Origin of the sequence: Rhodococcus sp. CX (assembly GCF_015865005.1) — a bacterium.
In the GTDB taxonomy this organism is placed as follows: domain Bacteria; phylum Actinomycetota; class Actinomycetes; order Mycobacteriales; family Mycobacteriaceae; genus Rhodococcus.
Map to the genome: position 1 here is coordinate 18,466 of NZ_JADZGH010000102.1, position 18,623 is coordinate 37,088.

At 69.3% G+C, this 18,623-nt stretch carries 16 protein-coding genes; 4 read left to right on the forward strand and 12 right to left on the reverse strand.

What is annotated here, in order from left to right:
- Both I0Q12_RS11195 and I0Q12_RS11200 read right to left on the reverse strand, forming a co-directional pair.
- A partial coding sequence (locus tag I0Q12_RS11195; RefSeq protein ID WP_197251988.1) for a ribose-5-phosphate isomerase occupies positions 1–466 on the reverse strand: 466 nt, incomplete at its 3' end.
- A gap of 125 nt (positions 467–591) precedes the next feature.
- The gene (locus I0Q12_RS11200; protein WP_197252001.1) at positions 592–1,209 is read right to left on the reverse strand and encodes a DsbA family protein; all 618 of its coding nucleotides are present in this window, start codon (positions 1,207–1,209) and stop codon (positions 592–594) included.
- Positions 1,210–1,399: 190 nt separating this feature from the next.
- On the opposite strand from I0Q12_RS11200, the gene I0Q12_RS11205 reads away from it, so the two are divergent.
- Positions 1,400–2,632: an NAD(P)/FAD-dependent oxidoreductase gene (locus I0Q12_RS11205; protein ID WP_197251989.1), complete on the forward strand. Its 1,233-nt coding sequence runs from the start codon at positions 1,400–1,402 to the stop codon at positions 2,630–2,632.
- A 92-nt stretch (positions 2,633–2,724) separates the two neighbouring features.
- On the forward strand, positions 2,725–5,307 hold the full coding sequence (gene pepN, locus I0Q12_RS11210) for an aminopeptidase N (RefSeq protein WP_197251990.1): 2,583 nt from the start codon (positions 2,725–2,727) through the stop codon (positions 5,305–5,307).
- Positions 5,308–5,435: 128 nt separating this feature from the next.
- Here pepN and I0Q12_RS11215 read toward each other — a convergent pair whose 3' ends face one another.
- From I0Q12_RS11215 to I0Q12_RS11225, 3 genes are all read right to left on the reverse strand, one after another.
- Positions 5,436–5,918, reverse strand: a complete 483-nt coding sequence (locus tag I0Q12_RS11215) for a DUF5130 family protein (protein ID WP_197251991.1) — start codon at positions 5,916–5,918, stop codon at positions 5,436–5,438.
- Positions 5,905–6,162 (reverse strand): hypothetical protein, encoded by a 258-nt coding sequence (locus I0Q12_RS11220; RefSeq protein WP_197251992.1) that lies wholly within the window; start codon positions 6,160–6,162, stop codon positions 5,905–5,907. The genes I0Q12_RS11215 and I0Q12_RS11220 overlap by 14 nt, the downstream gene beginning before the upstream one ends.
- A 64-nt stretch (positions 6,163–6,226) precedes the next feature.
- Complete coding sequence (locus tag I0Q12_RS11225; RefSeq protein WP_197251993.1) at positions 6,227–6,853, reverse strand: HNH endonuclease; 627 nt, start codon at positions 6,851–6,853, stop codon at positions 6,227–6,229.
- A gap of 163 nt (positions 6,854–7,016) precedes the next feature.
- On the opposite strand from I0Q12_RS11225, the gene I0Q12_RS11230 reads away from it, so the two are divergent.
- The gene (locus I0Q12_RS11230) at positions 7,017–7,409 is read left to right on the forward strand and encodes a globin (RefSeq protein WP_197251994.1); all 393 of its coding nucleotides are present in this window, start codon (positions 7,017–7,019) and stop codon (positions 7,407–7,409) included.
- A 24-nt stretch (positions 7,410–7,433) separates the two neighbouring features.
- Here I0Q12_RS11230 and I0Q12_RS11235 read toward each other — a convergent pair whose 3' ends face one another.
- Positions 7,434–7,856 carry a cupin domain-containing protein gene (locus I0Q12_RS11235; RefSeq protein WP_197251995.1) on the reverse strand — a complete coding sequence of 141 codons (423 nt, stop codon included), beginning with the start codon at positions 7,854–7,856 and terminating at the stop codon, positions 7,434–7,436.
- Positions 7,857–7,947: 91 nt separating this feature from the next.
- Here I0Q12_RS11235 and I0Q12_RS11240 point away from each other — a divergent pair, with 91 nt between their 5' ends.
- Complete coding sequence (locus I0Q12_RS11240) at positions 7,948–9,549, forward strand: alpha-amylase family glycosyl hydrolase (RefSeq protein ID WP_307846176.1); 1,602 nt, start codon at positions 7,948–7,950, stop codon at positions 9,547–9,549.
- A 37-nt stretch (positions 9,550–9,586) separates the two neighbouring features.
- Here the strand turns inward: I0Q12_RS11240 and I0Q12_RS11245 are convergent, their stop codons facing one another.
- From I0Q12_RS11245 to I0Q12_RS11270, 6 genes are all read right to left on the reverse strand, one after another.
- Positions 9,587–10,282 (reverse strand): hypothetical protein, encoded by a 696-nt coding sequence (locus I0Q12_RS11245; protein WP_197251996.1) that lies wholly within the window; start codon positions 10,280–10,282, stop codon positions 9,587–9,589.
- Positions 10,275–10,709 (reverse strand): thioesterase family protein, encoded by a 435-nt coding sequence (locus tag I0Q12_RS11250; protein WP_197251997.1) that lies wholly within the window; start codon positions 10,707–10,709, stop codon positions 10,275–10,277. The genes I0Q12_RS11245 and I0Q12_RS11250 overlap by 8 nt, the downstream gene beginning before the upstream one ends.
- Positions 10,710–10,712: 3 nt before the next feature.
- Positions 10,713–15,503, reverse strand: coding sequence for an NAD-glutamate dehydrogenase (locus I0Q12_RS11255; protein ID WP_197251998.1), 4,791 nt, complete (start codon positions 15,501–15,503; stop codon positions 10,713–10,715).
- A gap of 102 nt (positions 15,504–15,605) precedes the next feature.
- Positions 15,606–16,037, reverse strand: coding sequence for an acyl-CoA thioesterase (locus I0Q12_RS11260; protein WP_307846178.1), 432 nt, complete (start codon positions 16,035–16,037; stop codon positions 15,606–15,608).
- The gene (ettA, locus tag I0Q12_RS11265; protein ID WP_197251999.1) at positions 16,030–17,703 is read right to left on the reverse strand and encodes an energy-dependent translational throttle protein EttA; all 1,674 of its coding nucleotides are present in this window, start codon (positions 17,701–17,703) and stop codon (positions 16,030–16,032) included. The genes I0Q12_RS11260 and ettA overlap by 8 nt, the downstream gene beginning before the upstream one ends.
- Before the next feature lie 84 nt (positions 17,704–17,787).
- A partial coding sequence (locus I0Q12_RS11270; protein WP_197252000.1) for a lipase family protein occupies positions 17,788–18,623 on the reverse strand: 836 nt, incomplete at its 5' end.

Consider the following 18,623-nt stretch of genomic DNA (forward strand, 5'->3'; position numbering starts at 1 on the left):
CGGGGACGGCGGGAGCGACGCCGGTCTTCTCGTACTCGGCGAGGATGTCGATGCGACGCTGGTGCCGCTCCTCGTTCGACCAGGGGGTCGCCAGGAACGCGTCGACGATCGCGAGCGTCTCCTCGAGCGTGTGCATGCGACCACCGATGCCGATGAGCTGCGCGTTGTTGTGCTCGCGGGCGAGCTTGGCGGTCTCGACGCTCCACGCGAGGGCACAGCGGGCGCCGGGCACCTTGTTCGCGGCGATCTGCTCGCCGTTGCCGCTGCCTCCGAGGACGATGCCGAGGCTGCCCTCGTCGGCGACGGTGCGGCGGGCCGCCTCGATGCAGAACGCGGGGTAGTCGTCCTGGGCGTCGTATTCGTGTGCGCCGCAGTCGACGGCTTCGTGACCGTTGGCGGTCAGGTGTTCGATGATCTGGTTCTTACGTTCGAAGCCGGCGTGGTCGGCACCCAGGTAAACGCGCATGAGTCAAGAGTCTAACGAGCCCGATGCGGTGCCGACGAACAGCAGGGAGCACCGCGTATGCGGGAGGCCGGCAGCAGTCCGACGGATTGCCTGAATCCTCGGAGCTGCTTGCCGGCCTGCCGGATCTACTCGAAGCTCGGACCCTCGGTCCGGGTGCGCTTGAGTTCGAAGAAGTGTGGGTAGCTCGCGAGCGCGACCACGCCGTCCCACACCTTGCCGGCTTCCTCGCCGCGCGGGATCTTCGAGAGCACCGGGCCGAAGAACGCGACCCCGTTGACGTGGATCGTGGGGGTTCCCACATCGGGGCCCACCGCGTCCATGCCGGCGGCGTGGCTCGCGCGCAGCACCTCGTCGTAGGCATCGGTGTCGGCGGCCTTCGCCAGTTCCGGGTCCAGGCCCAGATCGGCGAGCGCCTTGCCGATCACGGCGGGGAAGTCGTCGTTGCCCTCGTTGTGGATCTGCGTGCCCAGCGCCGTGTACAGCGGGGCCAGGATCTCGTCACCGTACTTCTGGGCGGCGGCGATCGCCACACGCACCGGACCCCACGCCTTCTTCATCTTCTCGGCGTACTCGGCGGGCAGGTCGCGTCCCTCGTTGAGGACCGCGAGGCTCATGACGTGGAAACGCGCCTCGATGTCGCGCACCTTGGTGACCTCGAGGATCCATCGCGAGGTGATCCAGCACCAGGGGCAGAGCGGGTCGAACCAGAAGTCGGCAGTGTCCTTGGTGATCGCTTCGCTCACGGGGTCCTTGGCGGTGGCTTCGCTCACGGAATTCTCCTCAGATGTCCCGTCGTCGACACGTCGACGACAACCGATGCTGTCGACAGCACAACGTCGCAGCAAGCCGGATTCTTCCCGAACCGCACCAGCGCCCGCGCGGCACACCGTACGGTCGAATCGAACCGCACGACTCGTGACACGGGAGACTGCGATGCCCAGCGAAGAAACGTTCGTGATCGTCGGCGGCGGACTGGCCGGTGCCAAGACCGCCGAGGAACTGCGCGCCCGCGATTTCCTCGGGCACATCGTGCTGCTCGGCACCGAGGAGCATCTGCCCTACGAGCGACCGCCGCTGTCGAAGGAGTATTTCGCCGGCAACAAGCGGTTGCTGGACTTCACCGTCCAACGCGGCGACTGGTATCGCGACCACCGGATCGAGCTGCGCCTGGGCACCACCGTCACGGCGCTGGATCCGGCCGCACACACGGTGACGCTGCCGGACGACTCGGCGCTGCACTACGACAAGCTGGCGCTCGCAACCGGCTCGCGGCCCCGGACGATCCCACTGCCGGGCGCCGACGCGTCGGGGGTGTACGTGTTGCGCACCGTCGACGACGCGGACGCGCTGCTCTCGGTGGTGCGCGCGGACGGGGCCCGCCTGGTGATCGTCGGCGCCGGCTGGATCGGGCTCGAGGTCGCCGCGAACGCCCGCGGGCACGGCGCGGAGGTGACGGTTCTCGAGACGGCCGCACAGCCGTTGCAGGCCGCGCTGGGCCCCGAGATCGGTGCCGTGTTCGCGGACCTGCACCGCGCGCACGGCGTCGACCTGCGGTTGCAGACGTCGGTCGAGGAGATCGTCGTCGAATCGGGTCGGGCCACCGGGGTGCGCCTCGGCGACGGCAGTGTCGTCCCCGCCGACGCGGTGCTGCTCGCCGTCGGCGCGGTGCCGAACATCGAGCTCGCCCGGGAGGCGGGGCTCGCCGTCGACGGCGGGGTCCTCGTCGACAGCACGCTGACCACCAGCGACCCGGACATCGTCGCGGTCGGCGACATCGCCGAGGCCGAGCATCCGGTGCTCGGCGGCCGGGTCCGCGTCGAGCACTGGGCGAACGCGTTGAACCAGCCGGCGGTCGCGGCGGCGACGATGCTGGGCCGGCCGGCGTCCTACGAGCGGCTCCCCTACTTCTTCACCGACCAGTACGACCTGGGCATGGAGTACGTGGGGCACGCGCCGCGCGATGCGACGGTCGTGACCCGCGGCGACGTCGCGGGCCTGCAGTTCCTGGCGTTCTGGCTCGACTCCGACGACCGGGTGCGGGCGGGGATGAACGTCAACATCTGGGATGCCGGCGACGAGATCCGCGCGCTGCTGGGCTCCGGCACCGCCGTGGATCGGGCGAGGCTCGCCGATCCGGGTGTGGCGCTGGCCGATCTCGCGGGGTGAGCTTCACCGCCCGCAGCGGGTCCGACGGGTCCACGGCGTCCGCACGTGGTGGGATTGGTTCGTCGCAACCCGTCGTGTAGAAGGAGATCTTCGTGGCACCACCGAATCTGACCCGTGAGCAGGCTGCTGAACGGGCCGCGATCCTGTCGGTCGACAACTACCGCATCGAACTCGATCTCACCGACGGCGCGGACGCACCCGGCACCACCACGTTCCGTTCGATCACGACGGTCACGTTCGGCGCCACCGAGGGTGCGTCGACGTTCATCGACCTGATCGCGCAGAAGGTGAACTCGGCGACGCTCAACGGCTCCCCCATCGACGTGTCCGGTTACACCGAGGACACCGGTCTGGCGCTGTCCGGGCTGTCCGAACGCAACGAACTGGTCGTCGACGCGAACTGCCTGTACACGAATACAGGTGAGGGTCTGCACCGGTTCGTCGATCCCACCGACGGTGCGGTGTACCTGTACTCGCAGTTCGAGACGGCCGACGCCAAGCGCATGTTCGCGTGCTTCGACCAGCCGGACCTGAAGGCCACGTTCGACCTCTCGGTGACCGCGCCGGAGGACTGGGCGGTGATCTCCAACGCCGAGACGGTGCAGACCGTCGCCGCCACGCCCGGCAAGCACATCTTCCGCACGACACCGCGGATGAGCACCTATCTGGTCGCGCTGATCGCCGGCCCGTACTCGGTGTGGACGGATGCGTACACCGACGAGCACGGCACGATTCCGCTGGGCATCTACTGCCGCGCGTCGCTCGCAGAGTTCATGGACGCCGACCGGTTGTTCACCGAGACGAAGCAGGGCTTCGACTTCTATCACCGCAACTTCGGGGTGCCCTACGCGTTCGGCAAGTACGACCAGTTGTTCGTGCCGGAGTTCAACGCGGGCGCGATGGAGAACGCCGGGGCCGTCACGTTCCTCGAGGACTACGTCTTCCGGTCGAAGGTGACCCGCGCGTCGTACGAGCGTCGCGCCGAGACGGTGCTCCACGAAATGGCGCACATGTGGTTCGGCGACCTCGTGACCATGCGCTGGTGGGACGATCTGTGGCTCAACGAGTCGTTCGCGACGTTCGCCTCGGTGCTGTGCCAGTCCCGCGCGACCGAGTACACCAACGCGTGGACGACGTTCGCGAACGTCGAGAAGTCGTGGGCGTACCGGCAGGATCAGCTGCCGTCGACGCATCCGATCGCCGCGGACATCCCCGATCTGGCGGCCGTCGAGGTCAACTTCGACGGCATCACCTACGCGAAGGGCGCGTCGGTGCTCAAGCAGCTCGTCGCGTACGTCGGCGAGGAACCGTTCCTGGCGGGTCTGCGCGACTACTTCCGCGACCACGCCTACGACAACGCGACCTTCGACGATCTGCTCGCGGCCCTCGAGAAGGCGTCGGGCCGCGACCTGTCCGGGTGGGGCGCGCAGTGGCTCAAGACGACGGGCCTGAACATCATGCGCCCCGATTTCGAGGTCGACGCCGACGGGAAGTTCACCCGGTTCACGGTCGTGCAGGAGGGAGCGCAGCCGGGTGAAGGCGAGTTCCGGGTGCACCGCCTGGCGATCGGCGTGTACGACGACGACGGTTCCGGGAAGCTGCTGCGCACCCACCGCGTCGAGATCGATGTCGATGCCGCCGCCCGCACCGACGTGCCGGAGCTCGTCGGGGTGCCGCGCGGGCAGTTCGTGCTCGTCAACGACGACGACCTGACGTACTGCTCGGTGCGGCTCGACGAGCAGTCGCTGCGCACGGTGATCGAGCGGGTCGGCGACATCGCCGAGCCGCTGCCCCGCACGCTCGTGTGGTCGGCGGCGTGGGAGATGACGCGGCAGGCCGAGCTCAAGGCCCGCGAGTTCGTGGCGCTCGTGCAGCGCGGTGTGGCCGCCGAGAGCGAGGTGGGTGTCGTGCAACGGCTGCTCATGCAGGCACACACCGCGCTGGGCAGCTACGCGGATCCGGCGTGGGCGGACAGCCAGGGCTGGGCGGACTACGCGAACCGGCTGCTGGAACTGGCCCGCGCGGCCGAGCCGGGATCCGATCATCAGCTCGCCTTCGTCAACGCCCTGACCACGGCGCAGTTGTCGGCGTGGCACACCGAGGTGCTCGCCGAGCTGCTCGCCGCCGATCCGTCGACGGTGGGGTTGCCGGGGCTGGTCGTCGACACGGATCTGCGGTGGCGGATCGTGCAGGCGCTCGCCGCGGCCGGAGAGATCGACGCCGACGGTGTCGAGTCCCCGGTGATCGACGCGGAGGCCGAGCGCGATCCGACGGCCGCCGGTGCCCGTCAGGCGGCGGCCGCGCGGGCGGCCCGTCCGCAGGCGGCGGTCAAGGAACAGGTGTGGCAGACGGTGATCTTCGACGACACGGTCCCGAACATCACCGCCCGCGCGATCATCGGCGGGTTCGCCCCGGCCGGCCAGAGCGAACTGCTCGAGCCGTACGTGGCGCGGTACTTCGCGGACGTTCCGGGCGTGTGGGAGCGGCGATCGAGCGAGGTCGCGCAGACCGTCGTGGTCGGCCTGTACCCGGCGTGGTCGATCTCGGAGGCGTCGGTCGCGGCGGCCGACGAGTTCCTCGCCGGTGACCTGCCGCCCGCGCTGCGCCGGCTCGTCGTCGAGGGCCGCGCCGGCATCGTGCGGTCGCTGAAGGCCCGCGCCTTCGACGCCTCCTGAAACCGGCTGCGAACCGAACTGAGCTGCACACCGAACCGAGGGGTGTCTCCCTGCTGCCGAGCAGCAGGGAGACACCCCTCAGCGGTAAGCGCCGGAAACCGAGGTGCCGGAGCCGGAAGTGCCGGGAATCAGGGCGCGACGATCGCGTTGGCGATGACGCGGACGGCGCTGACCAGGCCGTCGAGAAGGTGGCCCTGGCCGAAGGAAGCGACCGCGGCGGTCACGCCGAGCTGCGCGACACGGTCCGTGACGCGGTCCGCGACGTCGACGCCGCTGCGGATCTGGATCGACCGCTGGTTCGGGTAGACCGCGATGAGCACCGAACGCGCCGCCTCGGGGGTCTGCGGGAAGACCGCGTCGGTCGCCGCCGCCGGGTCCGTCGCATCGCCGATGTAGACGTTGAACCGCACCTTGGTGGCGCGGGTGGCCTCGGAGAGCGCATCGTCGAGCGCGATCAGGTCCCGCTCGGCGAACGGCGGGTTCTCGTCGAACGTGTGGTCGAGGCCGGCCGGGATGGCCCGCGAGATGCGTCCGCTCGCCGTCAGTGCGGCGGCGTACGGCAGGTTCTCCGGCGCGATTGCCGGGGCGTGGATCACGTCACCACTTGCCACTTGCGGTACCTCCGATCAGTTCCGTCGCCGAACCGGCGTGTCCGTGCCCACCGTGGTGTCCGTGTCCGGTCACCTCGTCGACAGCGCTCCACAGCACCGGCTCGTGATCCCACTTGTCGCCGAGCTTGTACTCGGGCGGATTCGGGGTCGCGTACTTCGGCCCGATGTAGCCCAGCCCCGCGACGATCAGGATCACCAGCAATGGGATGCCCACGAATATCAGGGTTGTCTCGAGAATGCTCACACCGCAAACGGTAGCCCAGCCGGTACCATCCCGGCGCACTTGGCCCGGGATGTCTCCGTTGCGCTCAGGCGGCGCCCTCTCCCAGATACGGCAACCAGGTCGGATGCAGCTCCGGCAGGGTGGCCAGCAGACGCCAGTGCCGGCCCTTCGGCGGCACCAGTGAGGCCCGCAACGTCCAGCCCAGTTCGCTGAGCAACCGGTCTGCTTTCTTGTGGTTGCACGACGCGCAGCAGGCGACGCAGTTCTCCCAGGAATGCTCGCCACCGCGGCTGCGCGGAACGACGTGATCGATGGTTTCGGCCTTGGCGCCGCAGTAGGCGCACCGGTTGCCGTCCCGGTGCATGAGCGCGGCCCGGGTCATCGGCACCCGCGCGTGGTAGGGCACGCGGACGAAGGTGCGCAGCCGGATCACCGAGGGAAGCTGCACGGACCGTTCCGCCGAGTGCACGACCGGTGCCTGCGGGTCCTCGTGCACCGTGTCGGCCTTGCCGCAGGTCATGAGCACCACCGCGCGGCGCGCCGGCAGCGCGGTCAGCGGTTCGAAGGTGGCGTTGAGCAGCAGCACCCTCAACGCGAACCAGTCCGGTAGGGCACCGGGGTCGCGCACGACCCGCAGAGTGTTGGCCCCCGGGACCCCGTCGAGGGTCTCCGCGGGCGGGAGTTGTCGATGTGCGCTGCTGCGGTGCTTCATGCGACCTCCGGAAGACTGGCAATAGTGCACCACGGATGCCGCGACATCGCACCCCGAATTCGCCGACATATTGCGGTCGGGGTGGTGAACGTCCCGTACCGCCCCGGCGCCCTTACTGCAGAAGCAGGCACAATGGGCGGGCGAGAGGGAATGGTGAGCAACGATGAGTGACGAGCAGACCTTCTACGACGCGATCGGTGGGGCCGAGACGTTTCGGAAGATCACCGCGCGCTTCTACGAAGAGGTCGCCAAGGACGAGGTCGTCCGGCCGCTGTATCCGGAGGAGGATCTGGGCCCGGCGGAGCGCCGCATGCGCATGTTCCTCGAACAGTACTGGGGCGGTCCCCGCACCTACTCCGACGAGCGGGGGCACCCGCGGCTGCGGATGCGCCACCACCCGTTCAAGATCGGCCCGATCGAGCGGGACGCGTGGCTGCGGTGCATGCACACCGCGATCGCCTCGATCGACGACACCACGCTCGACGCCGCGCATCGCCGCCAGTTGCTCGACTACATCGACATGGCCGCCGACTCGCTGATGAACTCGCCGATCTGACCCATTCCGGCGCGGTTCGGCGGCTCAGCCGCGGCCGAGCACCGACCGGATTCTGGTCACGACGCGCAGCGCGAACGCGATCGGCGCGGGGAGGCTCCGGCGCAGGATCGCGTGCTTGCGCACGTATTCGGGGACCTGCCAGACCGCCCAGGTTCCGGCGCGGAACAGGGCGGCGTCCCCGGCACGCAACGTGCGGGGCGGGAAGTCGTCGGCGGACACGGTGACGGCGCCGTCGACGATGTGCACGATCTCGTCGACGGCGAAGTACCAGTTGAACCGGCCCGCGGTGCAGTCCCAGACGTGCGTCGTCGTGGTCCGATCCGTGCTGGTCGACCACTGGCCGCAGCGCGCGCGGGGGTCGCCCGCGATGATCCAGGCGGGGTCGATCGGGTCGTCGGCGAGCTCGACGTCGTCGAGGCGGGCAGCCACCACGGATGTCCGTTTCATGCCGATTGTCCTATCACGCGGGGTCCCCCGGCCGCGACCTCGTGACTCGCCTCCCACGACACCCGCGGCCGAGATTTGACACCATGTTTGCGTGTCAAGGCCGCAGAGCACGTCGTCCCCGGCACCTCCTGTTCCGGTGCCCTGGTGGCGCGATGCCGTCTTCTACCAGATCTATCCGCGGTCGTTCGCCGACGCGAACGGTGACGGTATCGGCGATCTCGCCGGCATCCGTGAGCGCCTCGGTTACGTCGAACTGCTCGGTGTCGACGCGATCTGGCTGAACCCGGTGATGCGGTCCCCCATGGCCGATCACGGTTACGACGTGTCCGATCCCCGGGACATCGATCCGCTGTTCGGCGATCTCGACGACTTCGACGAACTGGTCCGGGAGGCGCATGCCCGGCGGATCCGCGTCGTGATGGATCTGGTGCCGAACCACACCAGCAACGAGCACCCGTGGTTCCGCGCCGCCCTCGCCGCACCGCCGGGCAGCCGCGAACGCGCCCGCTACCACTTCCGCGACGGCCGGGGTCCCGGCGGCGACGAGCCCCCGAACAACTGGCCGAGCATCTTCGGCGGTCCCGCCTGGACGCGGATCACCGAACCCGACGGCACCCCCGGCCAGTGGTATCTGCACCTGTTCGCCCCCGAACAACCCGACCTCAACTGGGGCAACGAAGAGGTCTTCGCGGATCTGGAACGGACCCTGCGGTTCTGGCTGGATCGGGGCGTCGACGGCTTCCGCATCGACGTCGCGCACGGCATGGCCAAACCGGACGGCCTGCCGGACCACGACGGGTGGCAGTCGAACAAGCTGCTCTCGCACTTCGACACCGATCCGCGGTTCAACGATCCGAACGTGCACCACATCCACCGGCGGATCCGGAAGGTCTTCGACGAGTACCCGCACGCGGTGGCGATCGGCGAGATCTGGGTGCACGACCCGCAGCGGTTCGCGGAGTATCTGCGCCCGGACGAGCTGCATCTCGGATTCGACTTCCACCTGGCGCTGACCGGCTGGGACGCGACCGCGATCCGGGAGGCGATCGAGGGTTCGCTCGCCGCGGTCGCTCCGGTGCAGGGAACCCCGACGTGGACGCTGTCCAATCACGACGTCTCCCGGGAGGTCACCAGGTTCGGCGGCGGTCCGGCCGGGATCGCGCGGGCCCGGGCGATGCTGCTCGTCGAACTGGCGCTGCCGGGGGCGGTGTTCGTCTACAACGGAGCCGAACTCGGGCTCGCCGATGTCGACCTGCCCGACGAGGCCCTGCAGGATCCGGTGTGGAAGCGGTCCGGGTACACGGACCGCGGTCGCGACGGCTGCCGGGTTCCGCTGCCGTGGGAGGGCGACCGGCCGCCGTTCGGGTTCACCTCGGCCGCGCAGGGCTGGTTACCGCAGCCGGAGGACTGGGCGGAGCTGACCGCCGAACGCCAGCTCGAGGACGTGACGTCGATGCTGTCGCTGTACCGGGCGGCGCTCGAGCTGCGCCGTCGCCGCCCGGAGTTGTCCGGCGGGATCGATTGGTACGGAAGCCCACCCGGATGCCTGGCGTTCCGGCGGCAGGGCGGGCTGACGTGCGCGCTCAACACCACGGACGATCCGGTGCCGCTGCCCCCGGGTGCGGTGCTGCTCGCCAGCGCACCGGGTGTGGACACCCACCTGCCGCCGAACAGCGCGGCCTGGTTGCTGTGACACCGGAACGGCCGCCACGGTTACGAAAAGCTGTGCGTCACAACACGTTCAGACCAATTCCCCCGCCGCGTCGCAGGTACACCGAACCGTAGCGGGCGTCGAGCCGCAGCCACGTCGCGGTGGCCCGCACCCGCACCACCTCGGCGGGGTCGATGCGCGCGAGGTCGATCTCCGCGGTGGCGCCCGCCGGACCGACGGGCACGAAACCCATGCCGTTGAGCGCGAACACCAGCCGCATGGGCACCCCGACCGTGAGGCCGCCGCCGGTGACCTCGAGCACCTCCTGCGCGAGCAACGACACCGGCGGTCCCTGCGCCCCCTGCTCCCGGGTCGCCGCGACGCCGCGCTGGGCGAGATCGACGAGCACACGCGCGGGAACGTCGTCGACGTGGACGTAACCGCCCTCCGGTGGGAGCGACCCCCGCCAGGCCGAATCGACCGCCCAGCCGGGGTCGATGCTCTCCCCCGCATCGGGTGCGGTCAGTGCCGCACGCAGCCCGTCCGCGGCCACACAGGTGTCGGCGGGGGTGACGGTGCCGGGCAGCGCGCGCACGGCCAGCGCGTCGAACCCGGTGCGCACCCACGCCGCGAGCAGGCCGTCGCGCCGGCGGTGCAACCGCACGACGGTCGATTCGTCGAGGCGCAGTGCCCGCCCCAGGAAGGTCGCGAGATCGGCCCGGTCGTCCGCGTCCGGGATGTGGACCTGCCGTTCGGCGTGTCCCGGCTCAGCCACGGCGCCACCGCTGCAGGAATTCTCGTTCGGGGGCGGTGAGCCGGCGCAGCTTCTGGGTGTCGATGTCGAACGCGGCGATCTGCGTCGACGCGACGATCGACGGCGGCGTGTCGACGGGCGCGCCACCGGGCCGCACCTCGTAGCCGATCGTGAAGTCGACGGCGCGCACCTGTTCGGTCCACATCACCACGTCCAGCGGGCTGTCCTCGTGCCGCAGCTGGCCCCGGTACCGCACGTGCAGGTCGGCGATGACGGCTCCGTCGCGCAGGTTCACGGTGGGCCGGCCGTCGGCGAACAGCCACGGGATGCGGGCCTCCTCGAGCAGGGTCACCATCCGCGCGTGGTTGACGTGCTGGAACACGTCCATGTCGGACCAGCGCACCACCACCTCGGTCCGGAACCCGAACTGCTCCGCCGCATCCTTCACGTGCTACCTCCGATCGGGTGCACCCGCGCGCACCATGGTCCTGATCTGCCGTGCCGCCACCAGCAGCGTGGCCAGGTCCAGGTTTCCAGATGCGAATATCTCCTCGAGCGCCGCCCTCGCACGCACGAGCCGCGACCCGTTCGACAGCTCCCAGTCCTCGATCATCTCGACGCTGGTCTCCTCCGGTTCGGCGCCGGCGAGCACGTCCCGGGTCAACGCCCGCAACGATCCGTACAGTTCGTCGCGCAGCGCGAGCCGCGCGAGCGAATGCCACCGGTCGCCCCGGTCGAGTTCGGAGACCGCCGACAGCAGCCGGTCGACACCGAGGTGCGCGTCCATCGCGTAGTACAGCTCGGCGACGATCTCCTCGTCGCGTTCGACGATGTCGGCGATGTCGATGACGTCGAGCAGCGGGAACTGGTCGAGCAGCCGGAACACGTCCTCGGTGAGCGCGTGGGGGGCACCCCGGGAGAGCAGCGGCGCCATCCGGTCGCCGAGGTCCTCGCGGACGTGGCCGCGCATCCATTCCCCCACCCGCGGGGCCAGCTGCGCGAACGGCGACCGGTAGCGGGCGATCTCGGCGCCGACGGCCAGCGGCTGCGGCCGGTTCGACAGCAGCCACCGCGACGCCCGGTCCAGCACCCGGTTGGATTCGAGCAGCAGGTCGTCGGCGACGTCGGTGGGGATGTCGGCGCTGCGGATGCGCGTCCACAACTGCGGCAGCCCGAAGATCTCGGTGGCGGCCGCGTAGGCACGGATCGCGTCCGTGCTCGACGCCCCGGAATCCTCGCTCAACCGGTACACGTAGGTGATGCCGCCGTTGTCGACGGTCTCGTTCGCGAGGATCGTCGCAACGATCTGCCGGCGCAGCGGATGCGCCCGGATGCCGTTGCGGAACCGCTGCCGCAACTGTTCCGGGAAATAGCCGGGCAACCGGGCGGCGAACGTTTCGCTGTCGGGCAGGTCGGTCTCGAGCAGGTCCTCGACCAGGGCGAGTTTGACGTGGGCGAGCAACGTGCACAACTCGGGTGAGGTCAGTCCTTCACCGGCCTCGAGCCGCTGTTCGATCTCCTCGTTGTCCGGCAGCGCCTCGAGGGTCCGGTCGAGGCCGCGTTCGGCGACGAGGGCGTTGATCAGGCGCTGGTGCACCCCGAGGAGCGCCGGTGCCGACGCCCGGGACACGCCGAGCACCCCGTTCTGGGCGATGTTGTCGGCGAGGACGAGCCGGGCGACCTCGTCGGTCATGGATTCGAGCAGCGGATTGCGTTCGGACTCCGGCAGTTCCCCGGCGGCGACCATCGAATCGAGCAGGATCTTGATGTTGACCTCGTGGTCGGAGCAGTCCACCCCGGCGGAGTTGTCGATCGCGTCGGTGTTGATCTTGCCGCCGGCGCGGGCGTATTCGATGCGGCCGCGGGGGGTCACACCGAGATTGCCGCCCTCCCCCACCACCCGCGCCCGGATCTCGTCGCCGTCGACGCGGACCGCGTCGTTGCTCTTGTCTCCGACGTCCGCGTGCGTTTCGGTGTGGGCCTTGACGTAGGTGCCGATGCCGCCGTTCCACAGCAGGTCGACGGGGGCGCGCAGGATCGCGCGGATCAGTTCGGGCGGAGGCAGTTCGGTGACCTCATCGGGTAGGCCCAGCGCGGCCCGGGCCTCCGGCGCGAGCGGAATCGACTTGCGGGTGCGTTCCCACACCCCACCGCCGGTACCGATCAGCTTCGGGTCGTAGTCCGCCCAGGAGGACCGGGGCAGTTCGAACAGCCGGCGTCGTTCGGCGTAGGAGCGGGCCGCGTCGGGGTCCGGGTCGAGGAAGATGTGCCGGTGGTCGAACGCGGCGACGAGCCGGATGTGTTCGCTGAGCAGCATCCCGTTGCCGAACACGTCACCGCTCATGTCGCCGATGCCGACGACGGTGAAGTCCTGTGTCTGCGTGTCGAGGCCGAATTCGGCGAAGTGGCGTTTGACGCTCTCCCACGCCCCGCGCGCGGTGATGCCCATCGCCTTGTGGTCGTATCCGGCCGAACCCCCCGAGGCGAACGCGTCGTCGAGCCAGAAGCGATGCTCGCGCGCAACCTCGTTGGCGAGGTCGGAGAACGACGCGGTGCCCTTGTCCGCGGCGACGACGAGGTAGGGGTCGTCGCCGTCGCGGCGCACGACCCGGGCGGGCGGAATCGCCTGGTTGGTGCCGCGGTCGAGGTTGTCGGTGATCTCGAGCATGCCGCCGACGAACCGGCGGTAGCAGCGCTCGCCCTGCACGCGGACGGCGACACGGTCGACCGCGGGGTCCCCGGTGGGGGCGACGGGCCTCTTGACCACGAAGCCGCCCTTGGCGCCGACCGGCACGATCACCGCGTTCTTGACGGCCTGAGCCTTGGCGAGGCCGAGGATCTCGGTTCGGTAGTCCTCGCGGCGGTCGGACCAGCGCAGTCCGCCACGCGCGACCGGACCGAACCGCAGGTGCACACCCTCGACTTCGGGCGAATAGATGAACATCTCGAATTTCGGCCGGGGGCGCGGTAGTTCGTCGATCTCGCTGGGATCGAGCTTGAACGTCAGGATGCGTCCCATCGCGTCCCGGTCGTCGACCGGAACGAAGTAGTTGGTGCGCAGGGTGGCCCGGATCAGCGCGAACAGCCCGCGCAGGATGCGGTCGGCGTCGAGACCCGTGACGGCGTCGATCGCCCGCTCGAGTGCCGCGACGAGGTCGCGTTCACGGGCCGCCGAGACCGCCGGGAGCAGTTCCGGATCGAACATCGTCTCGAACAGTTCGACGAACAGACCGGTGGTGGCGGGGGCGGCGAGCAGCACCCCGGCGATGCGGTACTCGCTGTACGGGAAGCCCGCCTGCTTCAGGTATTTCGCGTAGGCGCGCAGCATCGCGGCCCGGCGCCAGGTCAGCCCCGCGCGCAGGACCAGTTCGTTGAACCGGTCGACGACGACGGCCCCGTGCCACACAGCCTCGAAGGCGTCGGTGAAGCGTTGCGGCATCGCGGATTCCGGATCCACGTCGACCGGCATGTCGAGCCCGAAATCGTATATCCAGCAACTCATCCGGTCCGCGCGGATGATCTGGTACGGCCGCTCGTCGACGACGTCGACACCGAGGCTCTGCAGCGCCGGCAGCACCCGACTCAGCGTGATGCCCTCGCTGCCGATGTACAGCGCGAAACGCCACCGGCGCGGCACGGCGTCGTCGGGGCGGTACAGCAGCATGTCGATCGAGTCCGCCCGCAACGCCTCGAGGCGGGCCACGTCGGCGAGGGCGTGCGCCGGGTCGAAGTCCTCCTTGTACGCGTCGGGAAAGACGTCCGAATAGCGCTTCACGAGTGCAGGATCGATGGTCGGGTCGTCCGCGGCGATCTCGGCGAGCCGGTCGTCCCAGCTGCGGCTGGCCTCGGCGAGCAGACCCTGGATGCGCAGCCGTTCGGCCTCGGTCGTGTCGACCCGGACGTCGGGTGCACCGACCGCCGAACGGATCGTCACGTGCAACTGCGCAAGATCACCCTCGGTGACGCGGGCCGTGTAATCGAGTGTCCCCCCGCCGAATTCGCGCAACAGTATCTGCTGCATCGCGACGCGGACGCGGGTCGTGTAGCGGTCGCGCGGCAGATACACCAGGCACGAGACGTACCGGCCGAACGGATCGACGCGCACGAACAGCCGGACCTGACGACGCATCCCCACGACCGAGGACACGGTCCGGTACAGGGTGTCGGTGTTCATCGAGAACAGCTCGATCCGCGGCATCGACTGGATGATCTCGAGCATCGCCTGCCCGGTGAACGAGGACATCGGCACGCCCGCCCGGGCGATGGCACCGCGTACCCGGCGCGACAGCATCGGGATGTCGAGGACGTTCTCGTGCAGTGCGGTGACCGTGAGCACCCCGAGGAACCGGTGCTCGCCGACGATGCGGCCGTCGTCGTCGAGGTTCGCCACGTCCACGAAGTACGGGTACACCGACCGGTGCACGGTCGCCGGCAGCGAGCCCTCGGTGAGCACCAGCAGCGGACGGTCCGCCGGTTCCGCAACGGCCGGCAGATCGATCGGATCGTGTGTCACCTGGTCGCGGAGCAGACCGAGGCCGCTGCCCGGTACCGGGTGGATCGGGCGCGCACCGTGCTCGTCCGGATCCCCGAGGTTGTACTGGCGGTAGCCGAGGAGAGCGTAGTTGCCCTCTCCCAGCCAGCGCAGCAGCGCTGCCGTCTCGGTCAGCTCCTCGGCGGTGCGTGTGCCCGGCGGGTCGGTGGCGAGCGCCTCCAGGTACGCCTCGAGTTCGCGGCTGCGATCCTGCATGGCGTCGGTGTCCGTCACCACCTGGCGGACATCGGCGAGCACCACCGGAAGCTCGGCGTCCACGGCGTCGAGCGCCGAATCGGTCGTGGTGGGGTGCAGCTGCACGTGGATCCACGATTCGGCGGTGGCGTCGTCGGCTCCCGCCGGGACGGGGGTCAGCGCGACCAGCTCCCCCGTCGGTCCGCGCCGGGCCCCGAAGATCGGGTGCACGACCTCGCCGACGGTGACACCGAGGCGCTCCAGCAGGGACGTCACCGATTCCACCAACAGCGGCATGTCGTCGGTGACGATCTGCACCGCCGGGCCGATCCCGTCGCGGCGCCCGGCCCGGTACACGTGCGTCACGGCGGTACCCGACGGGCGGTGCCGTCCCAGTTCCAGATGCGCCTGAATCGCACGGCGCAGATCGATGAGCTCGCCGCCGCCCTGTCGATATGCCCGTTCCAGTACCTCGATATCCGGCGAAACATGCTGCGATGCAGGCGACTCGGCCATGATGACCCTCCTCACTCGGATCTGCTGCGCAAACGCGAACGCCGCGGACAGGCCCGAAGTCGAGCCTATCCGCGGCGTGGCGTCCGAGGAGGGAAACGAGCGTCAGCCGACGGGTACGGCCAGGTATTCGCCGAGCATCCGGCGCTCGTCGTCGGTGAGCGTCCGGGCGGAGTCGGTGGCCGGGTCGAACCCGACCAGCACCGCGTCACCGAGTCCGCACACGTTGCCGTGCACGTCGGTGACGACGTGCCGGAGCGTGTAGGACGTGGTGCCGAGCCGCCGCACCGTCACCGTGACGGTGATCGGGCCCGACTCGTCCTTGAGCGGCCGCAGGAATTCCACGTCGGTCTTGCGCACGACGACCGGCAGGGGCTCGAACGGTGCGGATCGGAAGAACTTGATCCGCGCCTCCTGCATGTACTCGACGAACTTGGTGTTGTTCACGTGCCCGAGCCGATCGGAATCGGCCCAGCGCACCTCGAGCTCGCAGGCGAACTCCTTGCCGCCCTGGTCGGCCACGCGCGGGTCAGTCACGCGTCAGCTTCCGGTGGGTGACCCGGTGCGGGCGGGCGGCCTCGGCGCCGAGACGCTCGATCTTGTTGGCCTCGTATGCCTCGAAGTTGCCCTCGAACCAGAACCAGCGGCCCTCCTCGACGTTGCCCTCCCACGCGAGGATGTGGGTGCAGGTGCGGTCCAGGAACCAGCGGTCGTGGGAGATCACGACGGCGCAACCCGGAAACTGCTGCAGCGCGTTCTCCAGCGAGCTGAGGGTTTCGACGTCGAGGTCGTTGGTCGGCTCGTCGAGCAGGATCAGGTTGCCGCCCTCCTTGAGGGTCAGCGCGAGGTTCAGGCGGTTGCGCTCACCACCGGAGAGCACCTCCGCCGGCTTCTGCTGATCCGGGCCCTTGAACCCGAACGCCGACACGTACGCGCGCGACGGCATCTCGTTCTGGCCGACCTCGATGAAGTCGAGCCCGTCCGAGACGACCTCCCACACGGTCTTCTTAGGGTCGATGTTCGCGCGGGTCTGGTCGACGTAGCTGAGCTTGACGGTCTCGCCGACCTTGACGGTGCCCGAATCGGGCTGCTCGAGACCGACGATGGTCTTGAACAGGGTGGTCTTGCCGACGCCGTTGGGGCCGATCACACCGACGATGCCGTTGCGCGGCAGGGTGAACGACAGGTCCTTGATGAGGACCCGGCCGTCGAAGCCCTTGTCCAGGTGCGAGACCTCGACGACGACGTTGCCCAGGCGCGGCGGCGTCGGGATCTGGATCTCCTCGAAGTCGAGCTTGCGGTGCTTCTCGGCTTCGGCGGCCATCTCCTCGTAGCGGGCCAGACGCGCCTTGTTCTTGGTCTGCCGGGCCTTGGCGCCGGAGCGGACCCACTCCAGCTCCTCCTTGAGGCGCTTCTGGAGCTTCTGGTCCTTCTTGCCCTGCACCTCGAGGCGCTCGGCCTTCTTCTCGAGGTAGGTGGAGTAGTTGCCCTCGTAGGGATGCAGCTTGCCGCGGTCGACCTCACAGATCCACTGCGCGACGTGGTCGAGGAAGTACCGGTCGTGGGTGACGGCCAGCACCGCGCCCGGGTAGGACGCGAGGAACTGCTCGAGCCACAGCACGGACTCGGCGTCGAGGTGGTTGGTGGGCTCGTCGAGGAGCAGCAGGTCCGGCTTGCTCAGCAGCAGCTTGCACAGCGCGACACGGCGACGCTCACCACCGGAGAGGTGGGTGACCGGCTCGTCCGGCGGCGGGCAGCGCAGCGCGTCCATCGCCTGCTCGAGCTGCGAGTCGATGTCCCACGCGTTGGCGTGGTCGAGCTCCTCCTGGAGCTTGCCCATCTCCTCCATCAGCTCGTCCGAGTAGTCGGTGGCCATGAGCTCGGCGATCTCGTTGAACCGGTCGAGCTTGACCTTGATCTCGCCGAGGCCCTCCTCGACGTTGCCCCGGACCGTCTTCTCCTCGTTGAGCGGAGGTTCCTGCAGCAGGATGCCGACGGTCGCTTCCGGGTCGAGGAATGCCTCGCCGTTGCTGGGCTGATCCAGCCCGGCCATGATCTTCAGGATCGACGACTTGCCCGCGCCGTTCGGTCCGACGACACCGATCTTGGCTCCCGGGTAGAAGCTCATGGTGACATCGTCGAGGATGACCTTGTCACCGTGCGCCTTGCGCACCTTCTTCATCGTGTAGATAAACTCCGCCATGCGTACCAGCGTATCGGGCCGGGCGTGGGAACCCACATCCTGGACTTTCTCCCCGGCCCGCGAGTGCACGCACGGCCGGAGTAGCTATCCGGCGAACAACCCCGCCACGAACGGCGTCGTGTCCGGCAGCGACGCGAACATCGTGTCGTCGTGATCCCCCGGATACGGCCGGAACCGCAGGTCTGCGCCGCCCGCGGTGAGGTCGGCGGCCAGCTTCACCGACAGCGGCGGCGGCACCATCGTGTCGCGCACCCCCTGGCCGATGAACAGGGGACGGTCGTAGCCGCGGGTCGGAACCCCCACGTAGTCGGCGAACACCGACCGGAACCGTTCGTCCCAGAGCGGCCGGGAGAGCAACTCCCCCACCTTCACGTCTCCGTACCGCTCGTCGAACTCCTCGTAGCAGAGCGTCTCGGCGGCCTCGAGCAGCTCGACACCGCGAGGTGAGAGATAGCTGTTCACGTCCAGGTCGGGGCGTGCCGCCCGGAGCCCCGCGAACAGGTAGCCGGTGTAGGCGGTCAGCCCCTCGAGACCGAGGTCGGGAAAACCGGGGAAACCGAGCGGGTACAGCAGCTCGAGGTTCGACGGCGCGCCCGTCGCGACCATGCCCCGGAAGTCCAGTTCGGGGGCGCGGGCGGTGGCCGCGTGCGCGGTGTGCAGGGCCGCGTGCCCGCCCTGGGACTGGCCGATCACCACCCAGCGGTCCGACAGCGAGGGTTCGACCGCGCGGGCCGCGCGGACGATGTCGACGATGCTGTTCGCGGCGCTCGGACCGTCCAGGTAGGTGTGGATGCCCTCGGTGCCCAGACCGGGATAGTCGGCCGCGACCACCGCGTATCCCTGCGCGAGCCAGTGATCGAGGTAGGCGGTGTCGCGGCCGACTATCCCGGTCTGGGCACCGAGGGCATCCACACCTACCT